Below are 26846 nucleotides of genomic sequence, written 5' to 3'. Positions count from 1 at the left end.
CTCAGCGTTCTACTTGCATGTATTAGGCACGCCGCCAGCGTTCGTCCTGAGCCAGGATCAAACTCTCATTTTAGTTTGAACTTACTCGTTCTTTTCTGTCGCTGACAGATTTATTGTTTTTTACTTCATTGACGGATAATATGCATCTAAACATATCACCCTCACATTTGGTTTTTCTTGTCTTATTCAGTTCTCAAAGGTCTTGCCATCTCTTACGAGACAACTATTATATTCTATCAGTCACTATGCCTTTGTCAATACTTTTTTTGACTTTTCTTTGGTATTTTTTTCTTACTTTTTTAAAGCTTTTTCCAGTGACGCTTTTGACAGCTTTATTAGTATACTGACTTTCAATTCCAAAGTCAATAAGTTTTTGAAACTTTTTTAATTATTTCTGGACCACTGTCATACTCTATGGCGCTCAGCAATTTCCCTACTTAAACACATTTTATTTATGGTTGAAAATCTAAGTTCTACAGGCCTATATAGGCGTTTTAAGCACAACAAAACGCCTGCTTGCGAAATACGTCTAATCTTAGATCTATTTCGTAAACAAGCGTTACCACTAACAATATGATGAGTGTTCCCGCTAGGAAAAAATTCCTAGCGGTAGACCAGAGCTAGACTAAGAACGAAATAAAGAACGTTCCACCATCATAACACTCAACAAAATTGATAAAAATTATACTAATTCAATAATTGCCATTGGAGCAGCATCTCCACGGCGTGGTTCTGTTTTAAGAATACGAGTGTATCCACCATTGCGTTCAGCATAACGAGGTGCGATATCATCGAAAAGTTTTTGAAGAGCTGTAGTAGATGAATATTTATCTGTAGCTTCGTCATAGTTTTCTGATGCAATTTCATTACGTACGTAAGCAGCTGCTTGACGACGAGCATGAAGATCACCACGTTTACCAAGAGTAATCATTTTTTCAACTGTTTTACGGATTTCTTTTGCACGTGCTTCAGTTGTAACAATAGATTCGTTGATTAATAAGTCAGTCGTTAAATCACGAAGCATTGCTTTACGTTGTGAGCTAGTGCGTCCTAGTTTACGGTAAGCCATTTTGTCCTCCTATATTATTTATCGTTTTTTAGTCCAAGACCTAAATCAGCAAGTTTTACCTTAACTTCTTCTAGACTCTTACGTCCAAGGTTACGGACTTTCATCATTTCAGGCTCAGATTTTTCTGTTAAATCGAAGACAGTATTAATGCCTGCGCGTTTAAGACAGTTATATGAGCGTACGGATAAATCAAGTTCCTCAATTGTGCGGTCAAGTACTTTTTCATCGTTCACTTTTTCAGTTTCTTTCATAACATCTGTAGCTTTAGCCACTTCAGTTAAGTCAGTAAAGAGATTCAAGTGTTCAATTAAAACTCGAGCAGACAGACCTAATGCATCTTCAGGAATGATAGTTCCATTTGTCATGATTTCAATTGTTAACTTATCAAAGCCATCATTGCTACCAACGCGGGCAGGTTCAACTTGATAGTTAACTTTTTTCACTGGTGTGTAGATAGAATCTACTGCCAATGTTCCAACAGGTGCATCATCTTTTTTATTACCTTCTGCAGGGACATAACCACGTTTTTTAGCAACAGTCATAGTTGCTTTTAGTGAATGACCTTCAGCAATGGTAAAGAGATAATGATCTGGGTTAACAAGTTCAATGTCGCTATCTGTAAGAATATCACCAGCAGTAACTTCTGCAGGACCTTCTACATCTAGTTCGATCATCTTTTCGTCTTCTACGTAAGATTTTACAGCAAGACCCTTAACGTTAAGGATAATTTGCATCACATCTTCACGTACACCTGGGATTGTATCAAATTCGTGTAATACCCCATCAAATTTAATCGATGTAACTGCCGCACCCGGAAGTGATGACAAGAGTACACGACGAAGTGAATTACCTAGAGTTGTCCCGTAACCACGTTCTAATGGTTCGATCACAAATCTTCCGTAATCTTTATTTTCATCAATTTTTGTTATTGTTGGTTTTTCAAACTCAATCATTTTTTCACCCCTCGAAACGAAACTTGTGTACTATTAGTTATTATGATTATACACGACGACGTTTTGGAGGACGAGCACCATTATGTGGTACAGGAGTCACGTCACGAATTGCAGTTACTTCAAGACCTGCAGCAGCAAGCGCACGAATAGCAGACTCACGACCTGAACCAGGGCCTTTTACAGTAACTTCAACAGTTTTAAGACCGTGTTCTTGTGCAGATTTCGCAGCAGCTTCAGCAGCCATTTGAGCAGCAAAAGGTGTTGATTTACGAGATCCTTTAAAACCAAGAGCACCAGCTGATGACCATGCAAGAGCATTACCATGAACATCTGTAATCATAACAATAGTGTTATTAAATGTAGCGTGAATATGGGCAACACCAGATTCGATGTTCTTTTTCACACGACGTTTACGTGTTGGTTTAGCCAATTTCTTTACCTCCTATTTTATTTTTTCTTACCAGCAATCGCAGTAGGTTTCCCTTTACGAGTACGAGCGTTGTTTTTTGTGTTTTGTCCACGGACAGGAAGTCCACGACGGTGACGGATTCCACGGTATGATCCGATTTCCATCAAACGTTTGATGTTTAAGTTAACTTCACGACGAAGGTCACCTTCAACTTTGATTGAATCGATTTCGCGACGGATTGCATCTTCTTGATCACTTGTTAAATCTTTAACACGGATATCTTCTGAAATACCAGCATTTGCTAAGATTTTTTGTGATGTTGCAAGACCAATTCCGTAAACATAAGTAAGTGAAATTACTACGCGTTTATCATTTGGAATATCAACTCCAGCTATACGAGCCATTTTTTCTCCTTTCTATATTATCCTTGACGTTGTTTGTGTTTTGGATTTGTTGGACAAATCACCATAACACGACCGTTACGACGAATTACTTTACAGTATTCGCAAATTGGTTTAACCGATGGTCTTACCTTCATGTTTTAATCCCTCCAATTATTTCGACTATTTAAAGCGGTATGTGATACGTCCACGTGTTAAATCGTACGGACTCATTTCTACTGTAACACGGTCACCCACTAAAATACGAATGTAATTTTTACGGATTTTACCTGATACAGTTGCTAGAATTTGGTGTCCATTTTCTAATTCAACAGTAAACATTGCGTTTGGCATCGTTTCAACAACTTTACCTTCAATTTCAATCACGTCTTCTTTTGCCACGCAAAAGTACCCCCTAAATTTCGATTTGATGTCCTCTGAGCACAGAGGTAACAATTATAAGTCAGACTAGCCTATTATAGCACTTCATTTCTACTTTCGCAAGTAGTTTATTAGAAATTATTTTAGCTTTTCAATAACTTTTTCAATGTCACTGAAAACTGTTTCGATTTCTTGATTACCGTTAATATCGTTAACAATTCCTGCTTCTCTGTAATGATCAATTATTGGCTGACCTTGCGCGATGTTAACATCCAAACGACGTTTAACGGTTTCTGGTTTATCATCTTCGCGTTGGTAGTAGTCATTTTCATCATAATCCCCAGCAGGTGGGTTAAAGACTTTATGGAATGTTTCGCCAGTTTTTTTGTTGATGATACGACCACTTAGACGTTCAACTAATGAAGCTGGATCTACATCGATGTTAATAACACCATCAAGTTTTAAACCTAAAGCTTCTAAAGTTGCATCCAAAGCATGAGCTTGCTCAATGGTACGTGGGTAACCATCTAATAAGAAACCTTTTGCTTTAATGTCATCTTGAGATAAACGTTCTTTTACAATACCATTTGTTACTTCATCTGGTACTAAATCACCTTTATCAATGTAAGATTTAGCAAGTTTACCCATTTCAGTTTGGTTAGCCATTGCTGCACGGAACATGTCACCTGTTGAAATATGGATTACACCAAATTCTTCAACGATTTTTGCTGCTTGAGTCCCTTTACCTGCACCAGGTAATCCCATAATTAAAAGATTCATGTCAGTCTCCTCTTGACTAAAATAATAAAATGAATGCTCATTTTGGTTTTTGTTTTCAAATGATAATAAGAAATCTGACTAAGTCTTACTATCACCTGAAAACAAAATAGTAGGTTGACAGTGTCAACCTATATTCTATTCTGCAGTATTCATAAATCCGACATACTTTCTCTTGAGAAGGTAGCCTTCAAGTTGTTTCATTCCTTCAATTCCTGTTGAAATCAAGATGAGCAAGCTAGTTCCCCCCAAGGCGATACCTGAAGAAAGATTTAATGCTTGCTGTGCCGCAATCGGTACTAAAGAGATAAACGCTAAGAAAATTGAACCTAATGTTGCTAATTTCTTAAGCAATGATGACATATATTGTTCTGTTTCACGTCCAGGTCGAACACTTGGAATATAAGACGAGTTCTTCTGTAGATTTTCAGCTGTTTTCTCAGGATTTACTTGGACAAAGGTATAGAAGAATGAGAACAAGATAATCAAGAATGCATAGACAATCATTCCAGTCGGAGACTGATAATTAAAAATCTCTTGCATTTTTGTTAGCCAAGGAATATCTCTTCCATTTTGAAAGAAAGGAATCAGAGTACTTGGAATGGTTGTAATCGAGCTAGCAAAGATAACGGGAATAACGCCTGCTGGATTAACTTTTAGAGGAAGATACGAACTTGTAGGTGCACCTTGAACAAGTTTAGTATATTGGATTGGAATTTTGTATTCCGCTTGTTGAACAAATGTTGTAAAAAATACAATTGCAAGCACTGCAAGGATTAATAAGCCAACCACAATGTATGATGATTGAATATCACCCGCTTTGACGTTTACAAAATAATCTTCATGTACTGTCGCAATCGCATTTGGAATAGATGAGATGATACCCGCAAAGATAATCATTGAAACACCATTTCCAAATCCTTTATCAGTAATTTGTTCACCTAACCAGGTTACAATCACACTACCTGTTGTTAGCAAAGCACCAATCAGTAAATAGGTTTTTACATTTGGTGTTGAAACTAAAGCAACATTAGACAAGCTGTTGAAACCTGCCGTGATACCGATTGATTGAATGAAAGCTAAACCTAATGAAATATAGCGAGTCGCTTGATTTAACTTACGACGTCCAACTTCACCTTGTTTTCCCCATTCAACAAATTTAGGTAAAATATCCATTTGTAATAGTTGAACAACGATGGAAGCAGTAATGTAAGGACTAACCCCCATAGAGAAAACAGAGAAGTTTCTCATGGCATTACCACTCACCAAGTTCAACATATTAAGAAAAGGAAGTTCACTCAATTGCTCTAAGCTTTTTGCATTTACACCAGGAACTGTAATATGTGTCCCGATACGAAATATAAGAATAATAAAGATTGTATAGAAAATTTTATGTCTAACATTCTTTATTTTCAATGCATCTTTAAGTATTTTTAAGAACATAATGAGTTACCCCTCATTAGATGACTTCGATTGAACCACCTTTAGCAGTAATTGCTGCTTCAGCAGATTTTGAGAATTTAGCTGCTTTTACAGTCAATTTTTTAGTCAATTCGCCGTTACCAAGAATTTTAACGCCTGATTTTTCAGCACGAACGATACCAGCCTCTTTAAGAACAACTGGTGTTACTTCAGTACCATCTTCAAAAACGTTTAATTGATCAAGGTTAACAAGAGCATACTCTTTAGTATTGATGTTTGAGAATCCACGTTTTGGCATGCGACGGAACAATGGAGTTTGTCCACCTTCAAAACCTAAACGAACGCCACCACCACTACGTGAGTTTTGACCTTTTTGTCCGCGTCCAGATGTTTTACCGTTACCTGATGAAGAACCACGACCTACACGGTTGCGTACTTTACGTGAGCCTTCAGCAGCTTTTAATTCATGAAGTTTCATTTTTTCTCCTTTTTTTGTAAATTGCTAGCGCCTCTATGAGGGGAAAGGACTCCCCATAAAAACTCGCCTTTACATATAATCAACTATAAGTCGCAGAGAATTAACCCTACGACTTAAACAATTTTTATTTAACGTCTTCTACTGTTAATAAGTGAGAGATAGCTGTAACCATACCACGGATAGCAGCGTTATCTTCTTTAATAACTGAAGAGTTTAATTTACCAAGTCCAAGAGCTTGAACAGTTTTACGTTGTTCTGGTTTACGCCCGATTGGAGACTTAGTCAAAGTAATTTTAATTTGAGCCATTATAATCCCCTTTCTTAAGCTAAGTCAGAAACTGAAACGCCGCGTAAAGCAGCAACTTCTTCTGCACGTTTAAGCTGTTTCAAACCTTCAACAGTTGCGCGAACAATGTTGATTGGTGTATTTGAACCAAGTGATTTTGAAGTGATATCAGCAATACCTGCTAATTCCACAACGGCACGAACTGCACCACCTGCGGCAACTCCAGAACCTTCTACAGCTGGTTTCAACAATACTTTTGCTCCACCAAAGTTTGTGAAAACTTCGTGAGGAATTGTTGTACCAACCATTGGTACTTCGATCATATTCTTTTTAGCTGCTTCAACAGCTTTACGAATAGCTTCTGGTACTTCTTGAGCTTTACCAGTTCCGAAACCAACACGACCATTACCATCACCAACAACTACAAGAGCTGCAAAGCGAAGACGACGTCCACCTTTAACAACTTTTGTAACACGGTTGATTGCAACTACGCGTTCTTCAAGTTCAACTGCATTATCTTTAAATGCCATTATTCTGTGTCCTCCCTATTAGAATTTCAATCCGTTTTCACGAGCTGCATCAGCTAAAGCTTTTACACGTCCGTGATAGAGATATCCACCGCGGTCAAACACCACTTCAGAAATACCTTTAGCCACTGCACGTTCAGCAACAAGTTTGCCGACTACAACGGCTTGTTCAGTTTTTGTTCCTTTTGAAACGTCTTTATCAAGAGTTGATGCGCTTGCGAGCGTTACACCCGCTACGTCATCAATTACTTGAGCGTAGATGCCTGTATTAGAACGGTATACGTTCAAACGTGGGCGTTCTGCAGTTCCAGAGAGTTTACCGCGTACGCGACGATGGCGTTTTTGGCGGATTTTATTTTTATCTGGTTTAGAAATCACAATTTTCACCTCTTAATTTTTAAACATTTGTTTATAACAAATTAGCATTTATCCCTTTAACTGGCCAGAAGAATCTGAACAGTACTAAGAAATAATTATTTACCAGTTTTACCTTCTTTAAGGCGTACATATTCACCAACGTAACGAATACCTTTACCTTTGTAAGGTTCTGGTGAACGTAGGCTACGAATATAAGCAGCAGTTTGACCAACTTTTTCTTTGCTGATACCTTCAACGGAAATTGAAGTTGGGTTAGCAAGAGTGAAAGTGATTCCTTCTGGAGCTTCTACTTCGTCTTGGTGAGATTTACCAACTGAAAGAACTAATTTGGTACCTTGAAGTTGAGCACGGTAACCGACACCCTTCATTTCAAGATCCTTTTTGAATCCTTCAGAAACACCTTGTACCATGTTGTTTAACAAAGCACGAGTAGTTCCGTGGATAGTTTTCATTTCTTTAGAATCGTTAGGACGAACTACAGTGATTTCTGTCCCTTCAACTTTAATTTCAATGTTTTTGTTGAACTCACGAGTGAGTTCGCCTTTAGGACCTTTAACTGTTACGACATTGTTGTCGTTTTTAAGTTCAACACCTGCAGGCATAGTGATAATTTTATTACCAATACGTGACATGTTTTCTTTTCTCCTGTTAAATTGTCAACCTTTTAGGCTAGTTTTCACGGGGGTTTGATAGAATGAGATACTTCAATTCAAATATCGAAATTGAACACGGACTAAAACCCTATTGAAAAAGATAGGCTTCCTAGAAGTCTAAAAACTTCAAGGTCAGCCTCCTATTTTCATACAGATTTTTACGTCCTATGTATCTTGATTTTACCAAACGTATGCAATAACTTCTCCACCAACATTTTTTTGGCGAGCTTCTTTATCAGTCAAAAGACCTTCTGAAGTAGAGATAATTGCAATTCCAAGTCCATTAAGAACTTTAGGAACATCTTCACGTTTTGTATAAACACGAAGACCCGGTTTTGAAATACGTTTCAAGTTAGTGATAACGCGTTCGCCATTTTGACCATATTTAAGGAATACACGGATGATTCCTTGTTTATCGTCTTCAATAACTTCAACGTTTTTTACAAAACCTTCACGTTTAAGGATTTCAGCAATCCCTTTTTTGATGTTTGAAGCTGGAACTTCTAACACTTCGTGTTTTACTTGGTTAGCATTACGAATACGTGTTAAAAAGTCAGCAATTGGGTCTGTCATAACCATTTTTAAATTCTCCTCTTACTAGCAGTTTGATCAAGTCACTTGCTAGTTAATGTTGCCCGAAGGCAAGTGATACATTGTATCAGTAGTATTCAAGTAAATTATAACTATAATTTACGAGTTTTTCAAATTACCAAGAAGCTTTTACAACACCTGGAATTTGACCTTTGTAAGCCAATTCACGGAAGCAAACACGGCAAAGTTTAAACTTGCGGTAAACTGAATGTGGTCGTCCACATTTTTCACAGCGAGTATAAGCTTGCGTAGAGTGTTTCGCAGGACGTTTGTTTTTAGCAATCATAGATTTTTTAGCCAATTTATTTACCCCCTATTATTTTGCAAAAGGCATTCCAAGGCCTTTAAGCAATTCACGTGATTCTTCGTCAGTATTTGCAGTAGTGACGATTACGATATCAAGACCACGTACTTTATCAACATCATCGAAGTTGATTTCTGGGAAGATAAGTTGTTCTTTCACACCAAGTGTGTAGTTACCACGTCCATCGAATGATTTAGTTGGTACTCCGTGGAAGTCACGAACACGAGGAAGTGAAACGCTAACTAATTTGTCTAGGAATTCGTACATACGTTCGCCACGAAGTGTAACTTTCGCACCGATCGCAACACCTTCACGAAGACGGAAGCCAGCGATTGATTTCTTAGCTTTAGTAATAAGTGGTTTTTGACCTGAAATAAGCTCTAATTCTGCAGCAGCTTTTTCAAGGTTTTTTGCGTTAGAAACAGCATCACCAACACCCATGTTAAGAACGATTTTCTCAACGCGAGGCACAGCCATAACTGTAGTGTAACTAAATTTCTCTGACAACGCAGGGATTACTTCGTTAGTATATTTTTCTTTTAAACGATTTGCCATTTATGCTTCTCCTTTCCTTCGTGATTAATCAAGCACTTCGCCTGATTTTTTGCTGTAACGAACTTTTTTGCCGTCAACAACTTTATAACCAACACGACCTGCAACACCATTTTTGTCAAGTACTTGTACGTTTGACACGTGGATTGGTGCTTCTTTTTCTACAATAGCACCTTGAGGGTTTTCAGTGTTAGGTTTTTGGTGTTTTTTGATGATACCAACACCTTCAACAACAACTTTGTTAACTTTTGGAAGAGCTTTAAGAACTACAGCTTCAGTTCCCTTGTCTTTACCAGCAATAACGCGAACTTTGTCGCCTTTTTTTACAAACATTTGAGTTTTTCTCCTATTAATTTCTTACGCCCTATGGGCACCCTAGGAAAAACCTAGGGGACTTAGTTTGTTTAATTTATTTAAAAATTAAAGTACTTCTGGTGCAAGTGAAACGATCTTCATGTATCCACCTTCACGTAATTCACGTGCAACTGGACCAAAGATACGAGTTCCGCGAGGAGTTTTGTCATCACGGATGATTACTGCAGCATTGTCGTCAAATTTGATGTATGAACCGTCTGGACGGCGAGCACCAGTTTTTGTACGAACGATAACTGCTTTCACAACGTCACCTTTTTTAACTGCTCCGCCTGGAGTAGCTTGTTTTACAGAAGCAACGATAACGTCGCCGATGTTAGCGAATTTACGTCCTGAACCACCAAGTACTTTGATAGTCAAGATCTCACGGGCACCACTATTATCAGCAACTTTCAAGCGAGTTTCTTGTTGAATCATTTCAATTTTCTCCTTTTAGTTTGATTAGATAATAACAGCTTTTTCCACAACTTCTACAAGACGGAAATGTTTTGTAGCTGAAAGTGGACGAGTTTCCATGATACGAACGATATCGCCTTCTTTAGCAAGGTTTTTTTCGTCATGTGCTTTATATTTTTTAGAATAGTTGATACGTTTACCATAGACTGGGTGGTTACGTTTTGTTTCAACTATAACTGTGATTGTTTTATCCATCTTGTCAGATACGACACGTCCAACAAGGGTTCTACGTTGATTACGTTCCATTATTAGAATTTCTCCTTTCCCAATCTATTATTTCATTTCAGATTGCACTGTTTTGATGCGTGCAATTTGTTTTTTAACTTCGTTTAAGCGAGCAGTTTGATCAAGTTGACCCGCTGCAGCTTGAAAACGAAGGTCGAAAAGTTCTTTCTTGAGTTCGTTTTCTTTTTTAGCAAGCTCTTCTTGAGACAAGCCACGAAGCTCAGCAACAAACTTTTTGATTTCTTCAAGTTTCATGTCTTCTCCTTATTCTGCTTCGCGTTTTACGAATTTAACTTTAACTGGTAATTTGTGTCCAGCAAGACGGAATGCTTCACGTGCAACTTCTTCAGATACACCAGCAATTTCGAACATTACTTTACCACGTTTAACTGGTGATACCCAACCTTCAGGTGCACCTTTACCAGAACCCATACGAACCCCGATAGCTTTAGCAGTGTAAGATTTGTGAGGGAAGATTTTAATCCAAACTTTACCACCACGTTTCATGTAACGCGTCATAGCGATACGGGCAGCTTCAATTTGGCGGTTAGTGATCCATGAGCTAGTTGTAGCTTGAAGACCGTATTCACCGAATGATACTTCTTTTCCACCTTTTGCTTCACCGCGCATTTTACCACGGAACTCACGACGGTGTTTAACACGTTTAGGTACTAACATATGTTATTTGCCTCCTTTAGTGTTTTTACGAGCTGGAAGAACTTCACCACGATAGATCCAAACTTTAACACCAAGTTTACCATATGTAGTGTCTGCTTCTTCCCAAGCGTAATCGATATCAGCACGAAGTGTATGAAGAGGAACAGTTCCTTCTGAATAACCTTCTGCACGAGCGATATCAGCACCGTTCAAACGACCAGAAACTTGGGTTTTGATCCCTTTAGCCCCAGCACGCATTGTACGTTGGATAGCTTGTTTTTGAGCACGACGGAAAGCAACACGTTGCTCTAATTGACGAGCAATATTTTCACCAACGAGGTGAGCATCAAGATCAGGTGATTTGATTTCAATAATGTTGATGTGTACTTGTTTTCCAGTTAATTTATTAAGTTGAGCACGAAGGGCATCAACGTTTGCTCCACCTTTACCGATAACCATACCTGGTTTTGCAGTGTGAAGTGAAACAATAACTTTGTTGATAGCACGTTCAATTTCAATTGTTGAAACTGAAGCTTCTGCTAATTCTTTTTGAATGAATTTACGGATTGAAAGATCTTCATGAAGGTAATCCGCGTATTCTTTTTCAGCATACCATTTCGCATCCCAGTCACGGATGATACCGACACGCATACCAATTGGATGTACTTTTTGACCCACGATTTTACCTCCTTATTTTTCTGATACAACTACAGTTACGTGAGTTGTACGTTTGTTGATTGGTGAAGCTGAACCTTTCGCACGTGGACGGAAACGTTTCATTGTTGGTCCTTCGTTTGCGAATGTTTCAGATACTATCAAGTTAGCTTTTTCCAAACCAAAGTTGTTTTCTGCGTTTGCAATTGCTGAGTTAAGAGTTTTCTCAATAACACGAGCTGCTTTGTTTGGAGTGAATTTTAAGATTGCGATTGCGTCAGCAACGTTCTTACCACGGATAAGATCAAGTACTAAACGTGTTTTACGAGGTGAAACACGCACTGTACGAGCCATTGCTTTAGCTGAAGTAATTTCTGCCATTGTGTCCTCCTCCTATTAACGACGTGTTTTCTTGTCGTCAGCTGCGTGACCTTTGTAAGTACGAGTTGGTGCAAATTCACCAAGTTTGTGACCTACCATGTCTTCTTGGATGTAAACAGGTACATGTTTACGTCCATCATAAACTGCGATTGTATATCCGATGAAACTTGGGAAAATCGTTGAACGACGTGACCAAGTTTTAATTACTTTTTTCTTTTCGTCATTAGCTTGAGCTTCAACTTTTTTCATTAAATGCTCATCGACGAAAGGTCCTTTTTTAAGACTACGTCCCATTTTGTAGTTTTCTCCTTTAAATGATGTACCACAACGGCTTGCCTAAAAGGCTACCGAGTTGGCGGAAGGTTAATAAGAATTTAACTAATCGATTATTTAGCGTTACGACGACGTACGATAAGTTTGTCTGATTTAGCTTTCTTATTACGAGTTTTAAGACCAAGAGCTGGTTTGCCCCATGGTGTCATTGGTGATTTACGTCCAACTGGTGCTTTACCTTCACCACCACCGTGTGGGTGATCGTTAGGGTTCATTACAGAACCACGAACTGTTGGGCGGATACCTTTCCAACGGTTACGTCCAGCTTTACCAATGTTAACAAGTGATTGTTGTTCGTTACCAACTGAACCGATTGTTGCACGACAAGTTCCAAGAATCATACGAACTTCGCCTGATTGAAGACGAACAAGAACGTATTTACCTTCTTGACCAAGTACTTGAGCAGAAGCTCCAGCAGCACGGACAAGTTCTCCACCTTTACCAGGTTTCAACTCGATGTTGTGAATAACTGTACCAACTGGGATGTTAGCAAGTGGTAATGCATTACCAATTTTGATATCTGCTTCTGGTCCAGAAACGATACGTTGACCTACTTCAAGACCTTTAGGTGCAATGATGTAAGCTTTAACACCATCAGTATAGTTTACTAATGCAATGTTTGCAGTACGGTTTGGATCATATTCGATAGTTTTAACAACTGCTTCAACGCCATCTTTGTTACGTTTGAAGTCAATTACACGGTAATGACGTTTGTGACCGCCACCTTGGTGACGAACAGTGATGCGACCATTGTTGTTACGACCAGCTTTGTTTTTAAGAGAAACAAGCAATGATTTCTCAGGTGTGCTTGTTGTGATTTCAGCGAAATCCAAAGAAGTCATGTTACGACGGCCATTTGTCGTTGGTTTATAAACTTTAATACCCACGTTATTTCCTCCTTAGATTATTCAGCTTCAGCTGCGAACAACTCGATTGCTTTAGAATCAGCTGTAAGAGTGATGATAGCTTTTTTAGTTTTAGAAGTGAAACCTGTGTAACGACCAACGCGTTTAGCTTTTGGTTTAACGTTAACAGTGTTCACGCTAGCAACTTTAACTCCTTCAAACGCAGCTTCAACAGCTTGTTTGATTAAAAGTTTGTGTGCACGTGTATCAACTTCAAATGTATATTTGCCTTCTTCAAGAGCAATCATAGATTTTTCAGTGATAACTGGTTTTTTAATTACGTCGTACAAATTCATTATGCAAGAACCTCCTCAATTGTAGAGATTGCTTCTTTAGTAACAAGAAGTTTATCGCTATTTACAATATCAAGAACACTTGCAGTTGTTGCAGTTGCAACTTTAACGTTTGGAAGGTTACGAGCAGATAATGCTGCAAATTCATTTCCTTCTTCAACGATAACAAGTACTTTTGAATCGATACTTAGCGCTGAAAGAACTTTTGCAAATTCAGCAGTTTTTGGTGCTGCAAATGAAAGGCCTTCTACAGCTACAAATTTATCTTCAGCAACTTTTGCTGAGTAAACTGATTTCAAAGCAAGGCGACGAACTTTTTGTGGAAGTTTGTATCCGTATGAACGAGGAGTTGGTCCGAAGACAATCCCACCGCCACGCCATTGTGGTGAACGGATAGAACCTTGACGAGCACGTCCAGTTCCTTTTTGACGCCATGGTTTGCGTCCGCCACCTGATACTGCTGAACGGTTTTTAACCGCGTGAGTACCTTGACGAAGGCTAGCACGTTGGCTGATTACAACATCAAAGACAACTGATTCGTTTGGTTCGATACCGAAGATAGCGTCGTTTAATTCAACTGAACTAACTTCTTTACCAGTTTGGTCAAATAGTTTTACGTTTGCCATTTTAACTGTTTTCTCCTTTCTGATTATTTAGCAGCTTTAACTGCTGATTTGATAGTGATAAGAGATTTCTTAGCACCTGGTACGTTACCTTTAATAAGGATAACGTTCTTTTCTGGGATAACTTGTACAATTTCAAGATTTTGAATTGTTACACGGTTTCCACCCATACGTCCTGCCAAGTGTTTGTTTTTGAAAACACGGTTAGGCGCAACAGGTCCCATTGAACCTGGACGACGGTGGTAACGAGAACCATGGGCCATAGGGCCGCGTGATTGACCGTGGCGTTTGATAACACCTTGGAAACCTTTACCTTTTGAAGTACCCGTTACATCAACGACATCTCCAACTTCGAATGATTCTACAGTAATTTCTGATCCAACTTCTAAGCCTTCAATGTTTTTGAATTCACGAATGAAGCGCTTAGGAGCAGTGTTAGCTTTCGCTACATGGCCTTTGGCAGGTTTGTTGCTCAATACTTCGCGTTTGTCATCAAAACCAATTTGTACTGCTTCGTAACCATCTGTTTCAACAGTTTTAACTTGAAGCACAACGTTTGGAGTTGCTTCGATGACAGTAACAGGGATAAATTCGCCTGATTCAGTGAAGATTTGAGTCATTCCCACTTTTTTCCCTAAGATTCCTTTTGTCATGAGAAAATATTTCCTTTTCTTATTTTTTTCAAAAAGTTTTTTATGAGCGTTTTTCGTGCTCAAAAAAGTTTTTTACGAGCGTTTTTCGTGCTCAGAGATCAAATTATAATTTGATTTCTACGTTTACACCACTTGGAAGATCCAATTTCATAAGAGCGTCAACAGTCTTTTGAGTTGGGTTCACGATGTCGATAAGACGTTTGTGAGTACGCATTTCAAATTGTTCGCGAGAATCTTTGTATTTGTGAGTCGCACGAATAATTGTGTAAAGACTACGTTCTGTTGGAAGTGGAACTGGTCCCGCTACAGTAGCACCTGTACGTGTTGCAGTTTCAACGATTTTTTCTGCCGCTGTGTCAAGTGTACGGTGTTCGTACGCTTTCAAACGGATACGGATTTTTTTATTTGCCATCTTTTCTCCTCTCGTCTATTTACGATAATAGGCTAGCTCCTCGAGAAAACCAACACGTGTTGCGTGGCAATGCAACCGAGCGTGTCGCAACCTCTCGTATCATAGCTACAGCTGTAATTTTTACAGCACCATAGTATAATAACAAATTTGTATTCCCATTGCAAGTCTTTCTACAAAATAATTTTAAAAAATTTCACCCTAGAGTGACATTTTTCTTTTCTTATTATATGCGCTTTTGAGAATCAACCACCGGCTTAAATTATCCAGGGCTGTCGCCAACCAAACCCCTTCCAAACCAAGCTTGAGCAGGACACCCAGAATGTAACCAGCTAGAATCCGAATCAACCACATTCCAATACTCGTCGCATAAAATGGTAACCTGGCATTCCCCAAACCCTGCCAAAGAGCAGTATAGACTAAAGTCCCCGACGTCGCAGGTACACTAATCAGGGAAAAGAGCAGGACCACTTTTGCCGCTTCAATAGCGTCATTATTATTAGTAAAGCCAGCAATCAACCAAGGGCCTGAAATGAAAATGAGGAGACTAAAACAAAACATGAAAAGTGTTGAAAGAAGAAAGGACTCTTTAATAAGTTTGTCAATTTCTTTATGCTCCTGTCTACCCAAGTGGTTAGCCACAAGAATAACTGTTGCTGTTGAAATCCCCAAGCCCGGCATATAATTAAATTGACTGATGGTCTCACCAATTGCATTCCCAGCTAAAACTTTTTCACCAAAATGAATAACAATCATTAAAATCAACAAATCACCCAGACGCATCATCAAGCGTTCACCCGCAGCCGGCAGACTTAAAGAGAGAATTTCTGGATCCATTTTAAAACGCATCTTAGCTATAATCTTTTTAATAGGAAGAAACTTAACTAAAATGACAATACCTATCAAACGCGCCAAGACTGTCGACCCAGCCACACCAAGGACTCCCCAATGAAACACTTGAATCGAAGTAAGGGAAAAAACGGCATTCAAAAAAGTCGTCAGAAAACTGACATGCATGGGCAACTTACTATAACCACGCGCCCGAAGCATGGCCCCAAAAGTCGTCAAAAGCCCCAGACTAAAAATCAGCCCCCCAACAATCAGCAAATAGCCGTAAGCCTCAGCTACAACCTCAGGACCTGCACCCAGGGCAAACAACAGGGGACGACCAAACACAAGACTAAAAAGACCTAGAATCAGCGACAAGAAAAGCGTCACCATCAAGCATCAGCCATATAGCCCAACTCTTTTTCGTCATCCCGCTCTCCAATACTTCTGGCTAGGAGGCTGGAAATAGCTGAGCTGAGAGCAATAAAAAGGGCTTGGTAAACCGTAATCAGGTTATTGGCAATAGCCACACCCGAAACCGCTAATAAAGAGATTTGTGCAACTAAAAAGTTATCAACAAATCCCATCAGCATTTGCAAGACATTCTCAACCATGGCCGGCAAGGCCAAACTTAAAATCTTCTTTCTATTTAATAAATTCATATCAACTAAAGAAAGGAGCCAAAGGCTCCTTTTTATACTCCTAAATAGTTCTCAACAGATGCTTGCATGTGATCCGTTGCAACTGCTGTCTGATGTAAAACGGGCGCTTCCTGTAAACCATCCAGAGCCGCTGGAATAGCGACCTTAGAAAGCTCCTGAAGTTCCGCAACAGCTTCGAAGTCATCACCAAGTTCTTGGCCCCTAATGGCTTCCACCACCACTCTCGGGAACTTATATGGACTTGCTGTCGACGCAATCACCGTCGGCTTAAGATCACCAGATTCTTGACGGTAACGACGATAAACTGCCGAAGCGACAGCCGTATGAGGATCTAAAACATAAGCGTCAGACTCATATACTGCTTTGATTTCTGCTCCCGTTTCTGCTTCACTGGCAAAACCTGCTGCAAAGAGGTCTAATATCTCAGGACGAACAGCCTCTAAATGGTATTCTCCCTTAGCCCCTAAATCAGCCATCAAAGCCTTAGTCTTAACTGCATCATTGCCCACCAAGTGGAAAATTAAGCGCTCCAAGTTAGAAGAAACCAAAATGTCCATGGACGGACTGCTAGTCACCTTGAAGTCACGCTTCTTGTCGTAGACTGGTTAGCAAAGAAGTCGGTCAGAACATTGTTTTCGTTAGAAGCACAGATGAGCTTAGCAACCGGAAGACCGATTTCTTTAGCATAATAAGCTGCTAAAATATTCCCGAAGTTACCAGTTGGAACCGTAATGTTAATCAAGTCCCCATCAGCAATGCTGCGCTTTTTCACCAATTGGGCGTAGGCATAAACATAGTAAACAACCTGAGGAATTAACCGCCCGATATTCATCGAATTAGCCGAAGACAATTGCATACCATTAGCTAATAATTTTTCCGCCAAGAGCTTGTCATTGAACATGCGCTTAACATCCGTTTGGGCATCATCAAAATTACCATCGATAGCCACAACATGCGTGTTAGCCCCTTTTTGTGTTGTCATCTGCAACTCTTGAATCTTGCTAACACCATCTTTAGGATAGAAAACTATAATCTCAGTCCCAGGAACATCCGCAAAACCAGCCATTGCTGCCTTACCAGTGTCCCCAGAAGTAGCTGTCAAAATAACAATCTTATTAGTAACACCTTGTTTCTTAGCCGCCGTTGTCAAAAGATGAGGCAGAATAGACAAGGCCATGTCCTTGAAGGCAATGGTTGATCCATGGAATAATTCTAAATTATGATAATCTTTAAGCTCAACAAGAGGTACAATGGCCTTCGTGTCAAATTTCCCATCATAAGCGGCTGCAATACAACGATCCAGCTCCTCTTCCGTAAAATCATCAAAGAAAGCTGCCATGACCAACTTAGCAATTTCTTGATAGGACGCATCCTTTAACTGATTGAAATTCAAGTCAATCTTAGGCATTGAAAGCGGCGTAAAGAGACCACCATCACTGGCCAAACCACCTAAAATAGCCTGACTGGCACTAACACGATTCTCAGCATCACGTGTTGATTGGTAAATCATTCCCATAAATATTCCTCAACTTTGCATGTCTTTTTGATATTGTACCACAAAATAAGCAGAGCTGGAAAGACGAGCTCAAAAAAAGAGTAGCTCCTTTAAAAGAACTACTCCATAAGATCTTAATTGATCCAGTTAGAATCCACTCCTGCTAAGCCAATCCATACTATAGCTAACAAGTCATAAATTCTTTCAGTCATTGCTTTTTACCCTCCTAAAGCTAACCTTTAATGTCAATTTTATTATAATACGCCATACCTGTCTTGTAAAGGTGAAAAATGGAAATTCCTTTAATAAAATAGAAGAGATTGAAATATTAGAAACACAAAATTTAAAATAGAAATGCCCAGAATAAGGAAACTGGGCATTTCATATTACAGAAACAATTTTAGGTAATGAGATAGGTCTTATTTAAGACGACCAGGTCTTTCAGCATAACCATAGTATGCGTCAGCCATGATTTCTTTCATGTCAGCAACTAAAGGTAAGCGTGGGTTAGCAGGTGAACATTGGTCTTCATAAGCAAGAAGAGCAATTTCATTTAAGCTATCCATCCATTCTTTTTCATCGATACCTTGATCTTTAAAGTTCATCTTGATACCAACTTTAGTACCCAAGTCATAGATGGCTTGTGCATATGAAGCAACTGCTTCTTCTGGAGTTGAGCAAGGTAAACCTAGCATACGAGCGATGTCTTGGAATTTTTCATCAGCTTTCCAGTAGTTGTATTTAGGCCAAGTAGCTGTTTTTGCTGGACGAGTACCATTGTAACGAACCACATATGGAAGAAGGATTGCATTGGTACGACCGTGAATTGTGTGGTGTACCCCACCAATTTTATGCGCCATTGAGTGACTCATTCCGAGGAAGGCATTGGCAAAGGCCATACCAGCCATGGTTGATGCATTATGCATTTTTTCACGAGATTCGAAATCAGCTTCTTTAACAGAACGTTCTAAGTTTTCAAAGACAATCTTAATAGCTTGAAGAGCAAGTCCGTCAGTAAAGTCGTTAGCTAATTGTGAAACATAAGCTTCAGTCGCGTGAGTCAAGACATCCATACCAGTATCAGCAGCGATAAAGCCTGGAACTGTAAGTACTAATGATGGGTCAACAATGGCAATTGTTGGTGTCAATGAGTAGTCAGCGATTGGGTATTTACGGTTGTTTTTCTTATCAGAGATAACGGCAAATGGTGTTACTTCAGAACCAGTACCTGATGTTGTTGGGATAGCAATGAATTTTGTTTTCTTACCAAGTTCAGGGAATTTGAAGGCACGTTTACGGATATCCATGAATTTTTGAACAAGGTCACGGAAGTCAACTTCTGGTTGTTCGTAGAATAACCACATCACTTTAGCAGCATCCATTGGAGAACCACCACCAAGTGCAATGATTGTATCTGGTTCAAATGAACGCATTAATTCAGTACCTTTTTGAACAGTTGTGATATCTGGATCAGGCTCAACATCTGCAAAAATTTGGTAAACAACTTTGTTACGACGAAGGTCTAATTGTTCAATAATTTTATTCAAGAAACCAAGTTCAACCATGGCATGGTCAGTAACGATCATAACACGTTCAACATCACGAGCTTTTTGTAAGTATTGAATAGAATCACGTTCGAAGTATGTTTTTGAAGGAACTTTAAACCATTGCATATTATTTCTACGTCTTCCTACTTTTTTGATATTTAAGAGGTTGATAGCACTAACGTTATCACCTACAGAGTTACGTCCATATGAACCACACCCTAATGTTAATGATGGGATAAATGCATTATAAACGTCACCAATACCACCAAATGTTGAAGGTGAATTCCAAATGATACGCATTGCTTTCATTTCAGTACCGAAACGTTTAGCAAGTTCTTCATCTTTAGTATGGATCGCAGCTGAGTGGCCAAGTCCGTTGAATTCTACCATTTGACGTGCTTTTGTGAGACCATCTTCAGTTGAATCCGCTTTAAGAACAGCAATGACTGGAGAAAGTTTTTCACGTGTTAACGGCTCTTTAATACCAACTTCAGCACATTCAGCAGCTAAGATATTAGTACCCTCTGGAACTGTAAAACCAGCTTGTTCAGCAATCCAAGTTGCTGGTTTACCAACGATATCAGCATTCAATTTAGCACCAGCACAGTTTTTGCTGTTAGCTTTAGCACCAAAACAGAATTCTTCAAGAAGGGCTTTTTCTTTTTTATTAACGAAGTAAGTTTTATATGATTTGAATTCTGCAACAAATTCATCGTAGATTTCTTTATCAATGATAACTGCTTGTTCAGAAGCACAAACCATACCATTATCAAATGATTTAGACATAACAATGTCATGAGCTGCTTGACGGATATCAGCTGATTTTTCTACGTAAGCAGGAACATTACCAGCACCAACCCCAAGAGCAGGTTTACCACAAGAGTAAGCTGCACGAACCATTGCATTCCCACCAGTAGCAAGGATAGTTGCAATACCATCGTGGTTCATCAAAGCACCAGTTGCTTCCATTGATGGTTTTGAAATCCATTGGATACAGTTTTCAGGAGCACCAGCGGCAATAGCTGCATCACGAACGATTTGAGCTGCATGAGCAGAAGATTCTTGAGCTGATGGGTGGAAACCAAAGACGATTGGATTACGTGTTTTCAATGCAATTAATGATTTAAAGATAGCTGTTGAAGTTGGGTTAGTTGTTGGTGTAACCCCACAAATAACACCGACAGGTTCAGCAATTAATGTCAAACCAGTTGTATCATCTTCTTCAATAATGCCAACAGTTTTTGTATGACGCATGTTGTTAACAACATGTTCACAAGCAAATAAGTTTTTAGTTGCTTTATCTTCAAAGACACCACGACCAGTTTCTTCAAAAGCGTGCATTGCAAGAATACCGTGAGCATCTAAAGCAGCAACAGAAGCTTTAGCAACAATATAGTCAACTTGTTCTTGATTTAATTGACGAAATTCTTCTAAGGCAACAAGACCTTTTTGAACAAGCTCATCAACATGTTTTTGAGCTTCTTCCATTTTTTGTTCTGGTGTTAATTTAGCTTCAACCATTAATATTTTCTCCTTAAAAAGTAACTTGTTAAAAGTTTCACAATTTATTTACATGATTTATTATAACACAAATCGAAAGTTTGTAAATAGTTTCACAAGAAATTTGTGAACTTTTTTTCAAACTTTTTTTACATAAAAAAATAAGACCCCTTAAAGGCCTTATTTTGCGTGCTTTTTAGCAGCTTTTTCAATTGTCGTTTTAATAGTATTGACATAGAGATCTGCTCCCTTTGTATCTGCATCGCTATAATGGACACCATCAGTTCCCACCCAAATATCTGGATTTGAAACAGCAACTTGATACCAATCAGCAATGGTCACATAAGAATATTTCTTAGCCAAACGAAGTTCATAATTCCGAACTTCTGCTACCTGAGCCAAGTTATTAGCGTTGTATGGTGACACAATAATCAAACGACTACCTTTAGGTAAATCCTTGATAAATTCTTGCAAGTCTGATTTGTAATTATCAAGCGAGTTAACACCAACAGCCAACACCGTTGTTTTGGATAAAGAATTGCTCTGTATACGGTTGTCATAAATCTCATAGGCGAGCGAGAAATTACGACTAACGGCAGCATCCAGCTGCGCTGCTGGCATAATTTTAGCGAAAGCCGCTTGCGATCTCAAGGCAACAGAGTCACCAATAATGCTGACATCACTGAGCGCATTAGCATCCCCCGCAGCCAGCGTATGTGTCCGGTTGATATTACTTTGACTTTGTTGCAAGCCACCAATCAATAAATCAGTTTCAAACTTGCCGACAGCTGGAGCTGTCATTGACCGGCCCAACATTAAGATGAAGAGACCCAAAACAGCCAATACCATCCATTTTAAGTAGGGAGTCAAATCCAACTTCAAACCAAAGAGATTTGGTTTCTTACCCGCAATCAGTGGCTCTACCACATAATAAGAAAGGGAAGCAAATAAGAATGAGAAGAAGGTGGTTAAAATCACCGCAAGCCAGTTAGGCATTAATTGACTAAAAATAATATAGAATGGCCAATGGAAGAGGTAAACCCCATAACTGACATCCGCAATATAAGTAATGACTTTTGGCTCTTCTAACTCAGGTGTTTGGTCATTTAAAACACGCGCCGCATAAATCATCACTGCCGTAAAGAGACTGGCTAAAACAAAACCAAAAAGGTAAGTAAAGAGATGATCAAAATTCAAGGTTAGCGTTAATAGGAAGAGCAAGGCAAATGCACCAACCATAAAGTCAACCACATATTTTTTAGGCCAGAGACGCACATTTTTCTGAAAACGGATAGTCGTATCCTTAATCCCAGAAATAGTAGCAAACATGGCACCAATGAAGAAAGGAAAAACGTGAGCAATACTTGAGAAGTAAATTAATGAGAAGTTATTAACCAAAAATGCTCTAACAAACATGGTTAAGAAACTAATCACAAAGAAGGCACTTGAAACAATAAAGAGCATACCTCTAAATTGTTTATCGCTTTGTTGACGTTGCCCTAAATACCAAACCAAGAGGCCCCATAGAACATAGAAATGAACCTCAATGGCTAAACTCCAAGTATGAACAAAGAGGTGAGGAATAAACTGACTCTCATAACTAGAGCCGGTTAAAATCTCATAGAAGTTGGTTGTAAAACCAAGAGTCGCCGCAATCTGGTGACCAATACTAGCAACAAAGTCGCTCTTAACCAAAAAGGTAAAAGGCATAACCAGAAGGACCATTAAAACAAGAGGCGGAACAATCCGATAAAATCGTCTACGGTAGAAACCGAGAAGATCTATCTTATTATTTTTAGCGTATTCATCAATTAATAAGGCAGTAATCAGGAAACCAGAGAAAGTGAAGAAGACATCAACCCCAATGAAGCCACCTGGAAAACTATTCTTAAAAAAGTGATAGAGTAAAACTAAAAGTAGTCCCGTTACCCTAATAAAAGAAAACCATTTTATTCTCATTTTTGATAAATCCCCTGCTTAAAGGTTCCTTTATAAACCTTACTATTATTTGCATTTAAAGTGCCTTTACCATCAGCCTGACCCTTTTTAAATTGACCCTTATAAGACCAACCACTACTTGCCTTATAAGTCCCTTGACCATTAAACTGACCGTCACGGAAGTTGCCGACATAAGTGTCCCCATTAGCAAAAACTAATTTTCCTTTGCCATTCATCCGGTGATTAACAACAGCACCATTATACTTAATCTTACCATGATCAAAACTCAAAGCTGCCTGTGATTGATGATTGAGGGTCAATACAGATAAACCACAAACCACCAACACAATAAGAGTCACAATTTCAAGTTGGACTCTGGTAATCTTTATATTCTTAAAAAATGTCCTGATATTTTCCATGACTACTTTCAACTCAAATCTTTATTATTTTTAATCTTATTTAACCAATTCTGACAACCCTCAGTCACCAAGGCATAGGTTTCCTCAAAATCGCCCGTGTACCAAGGATCTGGAACCCCATTCTCATTAAAGAGAAATATTTTCTCATCCCAACGACCGGCCGAAAGAGACAACAAATCACTGACATTATTCTGGTCCATACCAAGCACTAAATCAAAGTACTCCATATCCTCCAGACTAATCTGCTGTGAGGTCTTACTACTATCAAAGGGAATAGCATAGCGTCGCAGAATGTTTTGGGTACCATGATGAATCGGATTCCCGTGTTCCCAATTGGAAGTGCCACGGCTTTCAATTAGTAATTTTTCTTGAAGATCTAGTGATTTCATTACAAATTCTGCCATTGTCGAACGACAAATGTTACCTAGACAAACAAAACAAACTTTTTTCATTCCTAAACACCTCCTTTTCATTATAACAGAATATCGGCAAAGCACCGAGAAATCCCCTTATTATTTTCAATTTTTTCCCAAAAAAGAGAATAGAATAAAACTTCTTATTTTCTTACTTTTTAAAGTATTTTTCAGAAATAAGGACAAAAAAAGCGCATCATTAGCCATCATATACAGAATAACAAAGGAAACTTTAATTTTTCTTAAGCAATTTGTAAAATGGGACTATTTTATTTAATCTTATGAAGTCAAAAGAACTCATATTCTCTAATTCTGACAAAGATAAAAAGCCGAGAATATTCTCGACTTTCTATTAGTGATTCTAGTAATGATTCCATATTAATTCCAGTAGTTATTAATTCTGATTCCAGTAGTGATTCATTTTAATTCCACTAGCTATTAACTTTGACTTCACTAGCTATTAACTTTGACTTCATTAGTGATTAATACTGATGCCTAACTAAACATAAGTCATTAGTCAGCAATTATAGAATCAAAGCATGACATTTAGTTATTATGATAAGGATAATGCAGATGGTCGTAAGCTTTTTGCGTAGCCACCCGACCAGTCCGCGTCCTCATAATGAAACCTTTTTGAATCAAATAGGGTTCGTACATATCTTCAACCGTGTCACGTTCTTCAGCGATGTTGACCGAGAGCGTTCCTAAACCTACTGGACCACCATTATACATTTCAATCATGGTCCTTAAGATTTTCTGATCGACATAGTCTAGACCTTCATGGTCTACATCGAGCATGGCTAAAGCCTTGTCTGTAATCTCTTTGGTAATAACACCATTCCCCATAATTTGAGCATAGTCCCGCACCCGTTTTAATAAACGGTTGGCAATACGGGGAGTCCCACGACTACGGCGAGCCAATTCATGAGCTGCTTCTTGAATAATTTCCATTTCAAAAATATCAGAAGTTCGTTCAATGATTTCTGTCAAATCATCAACTTGGTAATACTCCATGTGACCTGTTATTCCAAAACGAGCCCTTAAAGGATTGGATAACATCCCTGCACGTGTTGTTGCCCCAATCAAGGTAAAAGGTGGCAATTCTAAATGGACACTACGGCTGGTATCACCTGCACCAATCATGATATCAATATAGAAATCTTCCATGGCACTGTAAAGCACTTCTTCAACCGCCATAGGCATGCGGTGAATCTCATCAATAAAAAGGACATCACCAGGTTCTAGGTCATTTAAAATAGCAACCAGGTCCCCTGACTTTTCAATGGCTGGGCCAGAAGTCTGTTTCAGGTTAACCCCTAATTCATTAGCAATGACAAAGGCCATGGTTGTTTTCCCCAAACCTGGAGGGCCAAATAGTAAAACGTGGTCCAATGATTCATCACGCATCTTAGCAGCTTCAATAAAGATGGACAACTGGTCTTTGACCTTATCCTGTCCAATATATTCTCTTAAATATTGCGGGCGCAAAGTTCTTTCTACTAGTTCTTCATCACCCATTACATCGTTATCTAAAATTCTAGTCATGCCCTTATTATAGCACAAAGCTAGGGACCATTCATCCGATAGACCACCAATCTTTTTCAATCATGGTTGCAGCTGCTTTAGCCAATAAGATTGCCAGTAAAAGTAGGGTATATTTGTGTTTTTTGAACATAAGGTTCCTCCTTTATTTTTTTACAATTATACCGGCAAAGGCCATAAAAAAACATGACATCGATGTCATGTTACGCTTCTTGGTCATTATCCCAACTTTCTTTTAAGCGTTGAACCAGATAAGCATCCGTCAGAGTCTTAGCATAAATTAAAGACTGACGATAATAATAAGCGGCTTTTCGACTATCCTTCATAAAGAATAGACTATAACGCCATTCATACATATAATAGATGGGCATGCGCTGAAAGTCTTGAGTAATAGTCATAATACGGCGGCAAACATCTAGTAATCGCCGTACTTTTTGATACTCCTTAATTGCTAATCCCACAAATATCGACGTTAATAGAACATTATTAAGAAGAAATAAATCCTTAAAGTCTAATTCCTCCTCCAGTTTCAATAACTTGTTGGTAAAACAATCAAATATTGCTTTATTAAAAAGTTCTTCCTGAAAATTGGAGACCAAACCACAGGTTAAGTAAAGATCTATCAGGAAAATATCATTGAGGCTAAAACTCTTTTTCTTACGTATTTGAGCAATGTACTCTTGTAAAAGTTCCTTACCATAGTTGATGTCCCCACTCTGATAGACATCAAAACGTGATTGTAAGAGATCGATAATCAGTTGTTCCTCTTCTGGTAATTGATCGTAGTAATTTTCAAAAATATCATCAAATTGAGCCTCTCTTTTTGAAAGATTCTGTTCATTCATATAAGTTGGCTGACGGAGGATATAATACTTTAATTCTTTATAGCGTTTGGGCAAAACCAGTTGTTCAGGATCAATTAATTCGGAAACAGGTAGAGCTAGTTGTTTGGCGATAAATTGGACCTTGGCAAGGGTTGGTATGGATTGGCTTTTTTCAATCCGGGCCAGTTGACGAGTAGACAGCTGAGATTCATCCCCACAAAACGCTTCGCGGGTTAAGCCCCTATCTGTCCTGAGTTTACGAATCTTTTCCCCAAGTTGCTGCATGCAGGACTCCTAATCAAGTTTTTATATTATTATAACATTTTTGACATCTTTTGTTAATTTTAAAAGAAACAAAAAAATAAGGCCGTAGCCTTATTTTTCGGCTCTATAATTTCTGTAGTGGGTAAATCCTCAAAAGAGATTATAGGGTCTTTTTCGTTATTGAAATTTTTCACACCAAAAAAGTCCCATATGATCTATAATGAAAAGCGACTAAACCATCATTAGAAAGGTATCATATGGAACAATTTGATTTTATCACAAACATTCTTGGA

Annotated in this window: 36 protein-coding genes, 1 rRNA gene and 2 pseudogenes; all 39 read right to left on the bottom strand. The window is 38.6% G+C overall.

Features of this window, described 5'->3' with window-relative positions; translation table 11 throughout:
- Window positions 1–73, bottom strand: a 16S ribosomal RNA gene (locus AT575_RS00485); the annotation flags it as partial.
- Window positions 74–682: 609 nt separating this feature from the next.
- Window positions 683–1069 carry a 50S ribosomal protein L17 gene (gene rplQ / locus AT575_RS00480; protein WP_071793654.1) on the bottom strand — a complete coding sequence of 129 codons (387 nt, stop codon included), beginning with the start codon at window positions 1067–1069 and terminating at the stop codon, window positions 683–685.
- Between the two features lie 14 nt (window positions 1070–1083).
- Complete coding sequence (locus AT575_RS00475; RefSeq protein WP_102776683.1) at window positions 1084–2022, bottom strand: DNA-directed RNA polymerase subunit alpha; 939 nt, start codon at window positions 2020–2022, stop codon at window positions 1084–1086.
- A gap of 46 nt (window positions 2023–2068) precedes the next feature.
- The gene (rpsK, locus tag AT575_RS00470) at window positions 2069–2452 is read right to left on the bottom strand and encodes a 30S ribosomal protein S11 (RefSeq protein WP_001118387.1); all 384 of its coding nucleotides are present in this window, start codon (window positions 2450–2452) and stop codon (window positions 2069–2071) included.
- A 17-nt stretch (window positions 2453–2469) separates the two neighbouring features.
- A complete protein-coding gene (gene rpsM, locus AT575_RS00465; RefSeq protein ID WP_071793656.1) occupies window positions 2470–2835 on the bottom strand; it encodes a 30S ribosomal protein S13 in 366 nt (121 codons plus the stop codon).
- 17 nt (window positions 2836–2852) lie between these two features.
- A complete protein-coding gene (rpmJ, locus tag AT575_RS00460) occupies window positions 2853–2969 on the bottom strand; it encodes a 50S ribosomal protein L36 (protein ID WP_000868345.1) in 117 nt (38 codons plus the stop codon).
- A gap of 25 nt (window positions 2970–2994) precedes the next feature.
- The gene (infA, locus tag AT575_RS00455) at window positions 2995–3213 is read right to left on the bottom strand and encodes a translation initiation factor IF-1 (RefSeq protein ID WP_001040189.1); all 219 of its coding nucleotides are present in this window, start codon (window positions 3211–3213) and stop codon (window positions 2995–2997) included.
- Window positions 3214–3330: 117 nt separating this feature from the next.
- On the bottom strand, window positions 3331–3972 hold the full coding sequence (locus AT575_RS00450; protein ID WP_102776682.1) for an adenylate kinase: 642 nt from the start codon (window positions 3970–3972) through the stop codon (window positions 3331–3333).
- A gap of 135 nt (window positions 3973–4107) precedes the next feature.
- A complete protein-coding gene (secY, locus tag AT575_RS00445) occupies window positions 4108–5412 on the bottom strand; it encodes a preprotein translocase subunit SecY (protein ID WP_102776681.1) in 1305 nt (434 codons plus the stop codon).
- A gap of 16 nt (window positions 5413–5428) precedes the next feature.
- Entirely contained in the window at window positions 5429–5869 is a 441-nt protein-coding gene (gene rplO, locus AT575_RS00440; RefSeq protein WP_093959235.1) for a 50S ribosomal protein L15, read from the bottom strand.
- 124 nt (window positions 5870–5993) lie between these two features.
- Window positions 5994–6176 carry a 50S ribosomal protein L30 gene (rpmD, locus tag AT575_RS00435; protein WP_007891758.1) on the bottom strand — a complete coding sequence of 61 codons (183 nt, stop codon included), beginning with the start codon at window positions 6174–6176 and terminating at the stop codon, window positions 5994–5996.
- 14 nt (window positions 6177–6190) lie between these two features.
- A complete protein-coding gene (rpsE, locus tag AT575_RS00430) occupies window positions 6191–6685 on the bottom strand; it encodes a 30S ribosomal protein S5 (RefSeq protein WP_003082868.1) in 495 nt (164 codons plus the stop codon).
- Window positions 6686–6703: 18 nt separating this feature from the next.
- A complete protein-coding gene (gene rplR / locus AT575_RS00425; protein ID WP_102776680.1) occupies window positions 6704–7060 on the bottom strand; it encodes a 50S ribosomal protein L18 in 357 nt (118 codons plus the stop codon).
- A 95-nt stretch (window positions 7061–7155) separates the two neighbouring features.
- Window positions 7156–7692, bottom strand: a complete 537-nt coding sequence (rplF, locus tag AT575_RS00420) for a 50S ribosomal protein L6 (RefSeq protein WP_102776679.1) — start codon at window positions 7690–7692, stop codon at window positions 7156–7158.
- Between the two features lie 201 nt (window positions 7693–7893).
- Window positions 7894–8292 carry a 30S ribosomal protein S8 gene (rpsH, locus tag AT575_RS00415; protein WP_003085849.1) on the bottom strand — a complete coding sequence of 133 codons (399 nt, stop codon included), beginning with the start codon at window positions 8290–8292 and terminating at the stop codon, window positions 7894–7896.
- A 127-nt stretch (window positions 8293–8419) separates the two neighbouring features.
- A complete protein-coding gene (locus AT575_RS00410; protein WP_002987746.1) occupies window positions 8420–8605 on the bottom strand; it encodes a type Z 30S ribosomal protein S14 in 186 nt (61 codons plus the stop codon).
- Window positions 8606–8620: 15 nt separating this feature from the next.
- A complete protein-coding gene (gene rplE / locus AT575_RS00405; RefSeq protein WP_071793662.1) occupies window positions 8621–9163 on the bottom strand; it encodes a 50S ribosomal protein L5 in 543 nt (180 codons plus the stop codon).
- A gap of 24 nt (window positions 9164–9187) precedes the next feature.
- A complete protein-coding gene (gene rplX / locus AT575_RS00400) occupies window positions 9188–9493 on the bottom strand; it encodes a 50S ribosomal protein L24 (protein WP_003098647.1) in 306 nt (101 codons plus the stop codon).
- Window positions 9494–9580: 87 nt separating this feature from the next.
- Window positions 9581–9949: a 50S ribosomal protein L14 gene (gene rplN, locus AT575_RS00395; protein WP_000615920.1), complete on the bottom strand. Its 369-nt coding sequence runs from the start codon at window positions 9947–9949 to the stop codon at window positions 9581–9583.
- Window positions 9950–9973: 24 nt separating this feature from the next.
- The gene (rpsQ, locus tag AT575_RS00390) at window positions 9974–10234 is read right to left on the bottom strand and encodes a 30S ribosomal protein S17 (protein WP_102776678.1); all 261 of its coding nucleotides are present in this window, start codon (window positions 10232–10234) and stop codon (window positions 9974–9976) included.
- A gap of 27 nt (window positions 10235–10261) precedes the next feature.
- On the bottom strand, window positions 10262–10468 hold the full coding sequence (rpmC, locus tag AT575_RS00385) for a 50S ribosomal protein L29 (RefSeq protein WP_003103481.1): 207 nt from the start codon (window positions 10466–10468) through the stop codon (window positions 10262–10264).
- Between the two features lie 9 nt (window positions 10469–10477).
- Complete coding sequence (rplP, locus tag AT575_RS00380; RefSeq protein WP_003086024.1) at window positions 10478–10891, bottom strand: 50S ribosomal protein L16; 414 nt, start codon at window positions 10889–10891, stop codon at window positions 10478–10480.
- Between the two features lie 3 nt (window positions 10892–10894).
- The gene (gene rpsC / locus AT575_RS00375) at window positions 10895–11548 is read right to left on the bottom strand and encodes a 30S ribosomal protein S3 (protein ID WP_102776677.1); all 654 of its coding nucleotides are present in this window, start codon (window positions 11546–11548) and stop codon (window positions 10895–10897) included.
- Between the two features lie 12 nt (window positions 11549–11560).
- Window positions 11561–11905 (bottom strand): 50S ribosomal protein L22, encoded by a 345-nt coding sequence (rplV, locus tag AT575_RS00370; RefSeq protein WP_102776676.1) that lies wholly within the window; start codon window positions 11903–11905, stop codon window positions 11561–11563.
- 15 nt (window positions 11906–11920) lie between these two features.
- The gene (rpsS, locus tag AT575_RS00365) at window positions 11921–12199 is read right to left on the bottom strand and encodes a 30S ribosomal protein S19 (RefSeq protein WP_000533765.1); all 279 of its coding nucleotides are present in this window, start codon (window positions 12197–12199) and stop codon (window positions 11921–11923) included.
- Between the two features lie 92 nt (window positions 12200–12291).
- Entirely contained in the window at window positions 12292–13125 is an 834-nt protein-coding gene (gene rplB / locus AT575_RS00360; protein WP_102776675.1) for a 50S ribosomal protein L2, read from the bottom strand.
- 17 nt (window positions 13126–13142) lie between these two features.
- Window positions 13143–13439, bottom strand: coding sequence for a 50S ribosomal protein L23 (locus AT575_RS00355; protein WP_102776674.1), 297 nt, complete (start codon window positions 13437–13439; stop codon window positions 13143–13145).
- Window positions 13439–14062, bottom strand: a complete 624-nt coding sequence (rplD, locus tag AT575_RS00350; protein WP_102776673.1) for a 50S ribosomal protein L4 — start codon at window positions 14060–14062, stop codon at window positions 13439–13441. Before rplD ends, AT575_RS00355 begins: the two co-directional genes overlap by 1 nt.
- 23 nt (window positions 14063–14085) lie before the next feature.
- Window positions 14086–14712, bottom strand: coding sequence for a 50S ribosomal protein L3 (gene rplC, locus AT575_RS00345; protein ID WP_102776672.1), 627 nt, complete (start codon window positions 14710–14712; stop codon window positions 14086–14088).
- 103 nt (window positions 14713–14815) lie between these two features.
- The gene (rpsJ, locus tag AT575_RS00340) at window positions 14816–15124 is read right to left on the bottom strand and encodes a 30S ribosomal protein S10 (protein WP_003046044.1); all 309 of its coding nucleotides are present in this window, start codon (window positions 15122–15124) and stop codon (window positions 14816–14818) included.
- Between the two features lie 198 nt (window positions 15125–15322).
- Window positions 15323–16611 (bottom strand): annotated as a pseudogene (locus AT575_RS00335) (MATE family efflux transporter).
- A gap of 32 nt (window positions 16612–16643) precedes the next feature.
- Window positions 16644–18127: pseudogene (gene thrC, locus AT575_RS00330) on the bottom strand (threonine synthase).
- Window positions 18128–18525: 398 nt separating this feature from the next.
- A complete protein-coding gene (adhE, locus tag AT575_RS00325; RefSeq protein WP_102776671.1) occupies window positions 18526–21174 on the bottom strand; it encodes a bifunctional acetaldehyde-CoA/alcohol dehydrogenase in 2649 nt (882 codons plus the stop codon).
- 159 nt (window positions 21175–21333) lie between these two features.
- Entirely contained in the window at window positions 21334–23112 is a 1779-nt protein-coding gene (locus AT575_RS00320; RefSeq protein WP_102776670.1) for an acyltransferase family protein, read from the bottom strand.
- Complete coding sequence (locus AT575_RS00315) at window positions 23109–23510, bottom strand: MORN repeat-containing protein (protein WP_102776684.1); 402 nt, start codon at window positions 23508–23510, stop codon at window positions 23109–23111. The genes AT575_RS00320 and AT575_RS00315 overlap by 4 nt, the downstream gene beginning before the upstream one ends.
- Window positions 23511–23518: 8 nt before the next feature.
- Complete coding sequence (locus AT575_RS00310) at window positions 23519–23962, bottom strand: low molecular weight protein-tyrosine-phosphatase (RefSeq protein ID WP_102776669.1); 444 nt, start codon at window positions 23960–23962, stop codon at window positions 23519–23521.
- Between the two features lie 507 nt (window positions 23963–24469).
- The gene (gene ruvB, locus AT575_RS00305; RefSeq protein WP_102776668.1) at window positions 24470–25468 is read right to left on the bottom strand and encodes a Holliday junction branch migration DNA helicase RuvB; all 999 of its coding nucleotides are present in this window, start codon (window positions 25466–25468) and stop codon (window positions 24470–24472) included.
- A gap of 31 nt (window positions 25469–25499) precedes the next feature.
- A complete protein-coding gene (locus AT575_RS10690) occupies window positions 25500–25598 on the bottom strand; it encodes a quorum-sensing system DWW-type pheromone (RefSeq protein ID WP_217349831.1) in 99 nt (32 codons plus the stop codon).
- Window positions 25599–25668: 70 nt separating this feature from the next.
- Complete coding sequence (locus tag AT575_RS00300; RefSeq protein WP_102776667.1) at window positions 25669–26574, bottom strand: helix-turn-helix domain-containing protein; 906 nt, start codon at window positions 26572–26574, stop codon at window positions 25669–25671.
- Window positions 26575–26846: the final 272 nt, after the last annotated feature.

The organism is Streptococcus penaeicida, from assembly GCF_002887775.1.
Lineage (GTDB): Bacteria > Bacillota > Bacilli > Lactobacillales > Streptococcaceae > Streptococcus > Streptococcus penaeicida.
This window is presented reverse-complemented; position numbering and strand designations above follow the sequence as displayed.